Here is a 6,029-nt window from a genome sequence, read left to right on the forward strand (position 1 = left end):
CTGTAGGTAGAGATAGTGATTTGTTCCACATTTCACGATATAACAATGGATGCCTACAGCGTATCGAATAATGATTTTTACTCTAAATACCTGTAGTTAAATCAACATTGTCTTTGTTTAGACTTTTATTCAATGAATGACATTTCAACATACAGGTGCACATCGATGTCGTCTCAACAACCAAAGCCATGGCAACGCGCAATGATGGATGGAGCCGTCCACACATTACCCTTAAATCTTGCAGTTATTCCGTGGGGGATTCTTGCGGGTTCCATGGCCATTGAAACAGGGCTTTCTTTTTGGCAAAGCATCGCAATGTCTGCAATGGTTTTTGCAGGCGCAGCCCAGTTAGTCACTCTAGGTTTACTCAATTCTGGAGCTGGCTACATTACAATTGTGATTTCTGTTTTCTTTATTACATCACAACATCTTTTATATGGGCTAACCATGCGCCCTCACGTAAAAGATTTCACGACACCACAACGTTTAAGCATTGGCTTTCTATTAACTGATGAGCTATTCGCCATTAGTGTAGCCAAGCGTCAAGCCCTCAGTTTTTCCTATTTATTTGGTGCCGGATTTAGTTTTTATCTTGTGTGGTTAGTCACCAGCCTATGCGGCATTGTGATGGCAAATTTGGTGGGTGATTTAAGTAAATTACATTTAGATTTCTCAGTCGTCGCGACACTATTGGCCATTGTCGTTCCACTCACTAAAAAAATAAGTACCGCCTGTGGTGTTTTATTTTCATTAATTACTGCAATTACCTTATCAATGTATTCGATCAGTAGTGCAATTGTGATTGCCGGCGTTGGTGGAATGTTTGTTTCTGTTGGTGTCTCTCACTTATTAAGGGAAGAAAAATGATCTGGATTTTAATTATCAGTTTAACGGCTGTTGTTTTCTCTCTCCGTTATATTTTTCTGATCCCCCAATTACCCATACGGTTACCATTAATTGTACGCCAAGCGCTCAGTTATTCTGCCCCCTGTTTGCTTACCGCAATTTGTGCTCCTGTAATCTTATTAGAAAACCATGAATTGCGTAGTTTTCCTGATAATCCTTATCTTTGGGGAGCGCTATTTTGCGTTGTGGCTGCATCCTTACTGAAAAATATGTTAGTAACCGTCGGATTAACTTTAGTCTTTTTCTATGGACTGATTTACTTTATGGGCTAACCAATAATTTATAAAGCATCGGTAGCCGCCTTTGCTTTATAATAACGTTTCATGGCTAATATAAGCCTGTTTTTTAATCGATCCGTTGGATAATTAACCCCATGCTAAATAATTACGTTTTACGAAGTCTTCGTTATATGTTGGATTTGAGCGATGCTCAGATGGTTGAAATCGTAAAACTTGCAGACTTTTCAGTCACAAAAGAAGAAATGAGCCTCTGGCTAAAGAAAGATACCGATCCAGACTACGTTGAATGTAGCGACCTTGTGCTCGGTCACTTTCTTAACGGATTGATTTACCATCGCCGTGGTAAAGATGAAAGTCGTCCAGCGCCTGAAGTTGAAGATAGAATCAATAACAATATTATTTTCAAGAAATTGCGTGTTGCCTTTGAACTTAAAGACGTTGATTTACTGGATATCTACCAATCTGTTGATTTCCGAGTTTCAAAACCAGAATTAAGTGCTATTTTCCGTAACCCAGAACATAAAAATTATCGTGAATGTGGCGACCAACTATTACGTTACCTATTAAAAGGCCTAACGTTACGCCTACGCGGAAATAAATAACTCGAATCACCATAATGTTTATTGGCATTATGGCAATAGGCTGATAGTAATATCAGCCTAAATATTTTTCAGCAAGTAACTTAAAAAGGTATCAACTTTCAGCGAAAGTGAACGCTTTGAGGCATAAACAGCACGTAGCTCAATCGGCGCTGGATACATGTCATCAAAACTAACTTCCACCAATGTTCCCGCTTGTATTGCGCTTTGGCATCCCTCTTTTGATAAAATAGCAAATCCCAACCCATTGAGTGCCGCCGCACTGGCAAGAATACCGCTATTCACACGGTACTGACTGTTTATACTGACTTTTTTTAACTGGCCATGATGTGTGCTAAAAACCCATGGTTGCCCCTGCAACGCACTGAAACTCGTGATACAGGGCATCATGCTGAGTTCATCCACGGTGCTGGGTATCCCTTGTTTTTCAATTAATTTAGGAGCAGCAACGACAACACTTTCCCATGACTTAACCAATTTTGAGTGATAACTACTATCAATCAATGCTCCACGATGAAAAGTCAGTAATAAATCCACGTCATCACCAATAACATCCAGAGGGGCTAGCTGCGTGTCACAGTGGATGGCAAGGTCAGGATGAGTAAGCGCAAATTGAGCCAGTAAATCTGCAAATAATACACTGCCAAATTCACTTGGAATAGTTAACCGCAAAGTGCCACTTAATATTTTTGAGGTGCTAATTTGTTGCAAGGTTTCATCTAATTCTAAATACAATTTTTGGCTTTTATTTAATAATAAAGTACCTTGTTCAGTTAAACGCATTTGCCGTGTAGTTCGTTCAATCAATCGGCAATTAAGTTGAGTTTCAAGCTGCTTAATTTGCCGACTCACATTTGATGTTGGCATTGAGAGATGTTTTGCTGCATTAGCAAAACTTCCCTGAGTGGCCACTGCAACAAATACCTTTAGTAAATTAAGATCAACAGACATAATACAACCTAATTTTAGTGTTCATTAATGCCCCACTAATAACATTAGCAATAGCCAATTTCCATTATTTTTTGGTAGCGTAGATCCAATAACGTATCCTTATCTAATGCACTAAGTTGGTTTAAATCGTAGATAAGTTGCTGCTTCAGATATTGTGCAGCTAATGCGTAATTTCGATGCGCTCCGCCTAACGGTTCAGGAATAATTGTGTCGATAATTCCTAACGCTTTTAGTCTTGGAGCAGTCATTCCCATCACCTCAGCTGCAACTTGCGCTTTTTGGGAATCTTTCCATAAAATAGAAGCGCAGCCTTCCGGAGAGATTGCTGCGTATGTACTGTATTCCAACATATTAATTCTGTCCCCCACACCAATCCCGAGCGCGCCTCCGGAACAACCTTCTCCGGTGATCACACAAATAATCGGCGTTGTTAGGCAAGACATTTCCTGAATATTGCGCGCAATTGCTTCAGCTTGCCCACGTTCTTCAGCGCCAACACCAGGATAAGCCCCTGCTGAATCAATGAAGGTAATAACTGGCAGTTTAAATCGCTCCGCCATTTTCATTAACCTAAGCGCTTTTCGATAACCTTCAGGGGATGGCATTCCAAAATTACGTTTTACTTTTTCCTTCGTATCCCGCCCTTTCTGTTGCCCCATTACCATAACTGGGCGACCGTCTAAACGAGCTAATCCACCAACTAAAGCTTTGTCGTCAGCAAATGCTCTGTCCCCAGCTAGTTCCTGAAATTCAGTAAATATAAGAGAAATATAATCAAGCGTGTATGGGCGCATTGGATGACGTGCTAATTGCACTATTTCCCATGCACCTAAAGAAGAGAAAATATTCTCAGTGAGTGATTGGCATTTTTTTTCTAATAATTGGATCTCCTCATCAAGCTTTAGTTCTGATGGATGACCCTTTTGCTTAAAGGCATTTAATGCTTCAATTTTTTCATGAAGCTCAATAATGGGTTTTTCGAATGCAAGAAAGTGGCTAGACATAGTGACCTTAAAATCGACCAAGTAATTTTAAGAGTCTACTAAGAGGAGCAATCCTATTCTATAAATAAGAATAGGATTGATAGTTATCAAAAATGGGAGAATTAAGACTGGATAAGATTTTTACGCAACAATACCGAGATACTGCCGTTCATGAAAACTTCTTTATCTTGTATATACCCTAACTTTTCAGCAACACGCAGTGACGGTATATTTTGTGGTCCTATAAAGCAGATACTTTCTTGGTGTTTTTGCTCCGCGATTAACCAAGATAATGCAGCTTGCATCGCCTCCGTCGCGTAGCCTTTGCCTTGATATTCAGGCGCAATCACCCATCCCGCTTCTGGAATACCTTTAACGTGGGGTTCAACAATGCGATGAAAATCGGCAAACCCAAGGTCTCCCACATAATTTCCTGTCGCTTTTTCTCTCACCGCCCAATAACCAAACCCGAGTAAAGGCCAAAGTCCGCCATACGCAAGCATACGCATCCATGATTCGCGCTCCGTTGAGGGAACACCGCCAATATGCTGAACCATTGAGCGTTGTCCCCATAACTGCGAAAGTGCTGAAAAATCACTAACCTCATGTTTTGCTAAAATTAATCTATCTGTTTCAAGTTTAGGGATCACGAATTCCCCTCCTCTAGATTATCTAAATGGCGGCTCGTCGAATGTTCTTAATTTTCGGGAGTGTAGCTTATCACCTTCTTGTCGTAGCAGATCGATGGCACGGATCCCAATTTGTAGATGCTCCGATATTGCGCCTTCATAAAAACTATTTGCTTGTCCCGGAAGTTTGATTTCCCCGTGAATCGGCTTGTCCGACACGCAAAGTAATGTGCCATATGGGACACGGAAACGGTAACCTTGTGCGGCAATTGTGGCACTTTCCATATCCACAGCAACTGCACGACTAAGGCTGAATCTGCGTGCGGTTGCAAAAAATCTTAGCTCCCAGTTCCGGTCATCGGTTGTGACCACTGTTCCCGTACGTAAACGTTGTTTAACTAGCTCACCAGGCATATTACTCACCTGTTTAGTGGCGTCATATAGCGCCCGCTGAACTTCAGCAATACTTGGAATAGGAATATCTGGTGGTAATACATCATCTAAAATATGGTCATCACGTAAATAGGCGTGAGCTAGAACATAGTCACCTATTTTTTGGCTTTCACGCAGCCCACCGCAGTGACCAATCATTAACCACGTGTGAGGACGTAATACCGCTAAATGGTCACAAATGTTTTTCGCGTTTGCTGGACCAACACCAATATTTACTAATGTAATTCCTCCGCCATCACGTGCAATCAGATGATATGCAGGCATTTGGAATTTTTTCCACGTTAAATCGGATGTGGCAAATTGAGGATCCGCATTTTCAGCGGTTAAATAGTTATGTCCTACACAAGATAACGCGATATAGCGGCTTTCCGGATCACGAATTTGCTCACAGGCCCAATTCACAAACTCATCAACATAGCGGTTATAGTTGGTAAACAAAATATAAGGCTGAACATGCTCTGGCGGTGTTCCCGTATAATGTTTTAATCGCGCTAAAGAGAAATCAACACGTAGTGCATCAAAGTGGGATAATGGCATATCATCCGTCACATGATATAAACCATCTGTAATATCATCACTGATATGAGAGAGATCGGTAATAGGAAAATGAGCGGCTAAACTGCTACTCATACTTCTATCAAGAATTAAATCTGAACCATCAATCACGAATGGATATGGAATTTCAGTCTTAGACGGACGAACTGCAAAAGATACGTCATAGTCTTGTTGAAAAATGGTTAATTGCTCAACGAGGTAAGCTCGAAACAAGTCAGGTTGGGTTACAGTAATGCTGTAATCTCCCCGCTTCACAAAACGGGCATAAGCTCGCGTTTTTTCACAATGGTCAACTTTTCCTTTCCAAGTCACGCACAACTCAGGGTAAGCAAACAATCCATTTTCTCGGGCGTTAGCATCGGGTAACGTTCCATTTTCAACATAGGTTGCAATGGCATTTCTCAAGGCTTCAATGGCATTTGAATAGAGTAATGAGAGTGTTTCGATTGTCTCTTCTATAGAAAGATTTTCATATTTTCGGCATTGTTCCAAAGACACGCTTAACTCCTTATCAAATGACGTAAAATTTACGCCTTCAGTGTATGTTATTCATCGAACACTCACAAGAAATTGCATTTAATCCTTGAAAATTTAATAAGTTAAAATCTTCGTTTATTCTATTTATTGTTTAGTCATTTTTACTTATTGCTAGCTCCGCACTTAATTCAATACAAAGAATATATTTTTCAATTAATTTTAAGATAACGCTTATGG

7 protein-coding genes are annotated in these 6,029 nt (G+C 40.4%); 3 read left to right on the forward strand and 4 right to left on the reverse strand.

Going from position 1 to position 6,029, the window contains the following annotated elements:
• Nucleotides 1-165: 165 nt before the first annotated feature.
• The 3 genes from JK188_RS15965 (at nucleotide 166) to JK188_RS15975 (ending at nucleotide 1,747) form a co-directional block, all read left to right on the forward strand.
• Nucleotides 166-867, forward strand: a complete 702-nt coding sequence (locus JK188_RS15965; RefSeq protein WP_211885545.1) for an AzlC family ABC transporter permease — start codon at nucleotides 166-168, stop codon at nucleotides 865-867.
• Entirely contained in the window at nucleotides 864-1,178 is a 315-nt protein-coding gene (locus tag JK188_RS15970; RefSeq protein WP_036948090.1) for an AzlD domain-containing protein, read from the forward strand. The genes JK188_RS15965 and JK188_RS15970 overlap by 4 nt, the downstream gene beginning before the upstream one ends.
• 101 nt (nucleotides 1,179-1,279) lie before the next feature.
• A complete protein-coding gene (locus JK188_RS15975) occupies nucleotides 1,280-1,747 on the forward strand; it encodes a DUF1456 family protein (RefSeq protein ID WP_211885544.1) in 468 nt (155 codons plus the stop codon).
• Nucleotides 1,748-1,804: 57 nt separating this feature from the next.
• Here JK188_RS15975 and JK188_RS15980 read toward each other — a convergent pair whose 3' ends face one another.
• The 4 genes from JK188_RS15980 to JK188_RS15995 all read right to left on the reverse strand — a co-directional run bounded on the left by JK188_RS15980 (nucleotide 1,805) and on the right by JK188_RS15995 (nucleotide 5,813).
• Nucleotides 1,805-2,695, reverse strand: a complete 891-nt coding sequence (locus JK188_RS15980) for a LysR family transcriptional regulator (protein ID WP_211885543.1) — start codon at nucleotides 2,693-2,695, stop codon at nucleotides 1,805-1,807.
• Nucleotides 2,696-2,739: 44 nt separating this feature from the next.
• Nucleotides 2,740-3,699, reverse strand: coding sequence for an acetyl-CoA carboxylase carboxyl transferase subunit alpha (gene accA, locus JK188_RS15985; protein ID WP_132495913.1), 960 nt, complete (start codon nucleotides 3,697-3,699; stop codon nucleotides 2,740-2,742).
• 101 nt (nucleotides 3,700-3,800) lie between these two features.
• Nucleotides 3,801-4,328, reverse strand: a complete 528-nt coding sequence (locus JK188_RS15990; RefSeq protein ID WP_211885542.1) for a GNAT family N-acetyltransferase — start codon at nucleotides 4,326-4,328, stop codon at nucleotides 3,801-3,803.
• 18 nt (nucleotides 4,329-4,346) lie between these two features.
• Complete coding sequence (locus tag JK188_RS15995) at nucleotides 4,347-5,813, reverse strand: AMP nucleosidase (RefSeq protein ID WP_211885541.1); 1,467 nt, start codon at nucleotides 5,811-5,813, stop codon at nucleotides 4,347-4,349.
• Nucleotides 5,814-6,029 lie beyond the last annotated feature (216 nt).

It is taken from the genome of Providencia sp. JGM181 (assembly GCF_018257375.1).
In the GTDB taxonomy this organism is placed as follows: Bacteria; Pseudomonadota; Gammaproteobacteria; order Enterobacterales; family Enterobacteriaceae; genus Providencia; species Providencia lanzhouensis.

Coding starts and splice junctions, on each gene's coding strand:
- JK188_RS15965 (WP_211885545.1), top strand. CDS start 166: ATGTCGTCTCAACAACCAAAGCCATGGCAACGCGCAATGATGGATGGA.
- JK188_RS15970 (WP_036948090.1), top strand. CDS start 864: ATGATCTGGATTTTAATTATCAGTTTAACGGCTGTTGTTTTCTCTCTC.
- JK188_RS15975 (WP_211885544.1), top strand. CDS start 1,280: ATGCTAAATAATTACGTTTTACGAAGTCTTCGTTATATGTTGGATTTG.
- JK188_RS15980 (WP_211885543.1), bottom strand. CDS start 2,695: ATGTCTGTTGATCTTAATTTACTAAAGGTATTTGTTGCAGTGGCCACT.
- accA (WP_132495913.1), bottom strand. CDS start 3,699: ATGTCTAGCCACTTTCTTGCATTCGAAAAACCCATTATTGAGCTTCAT.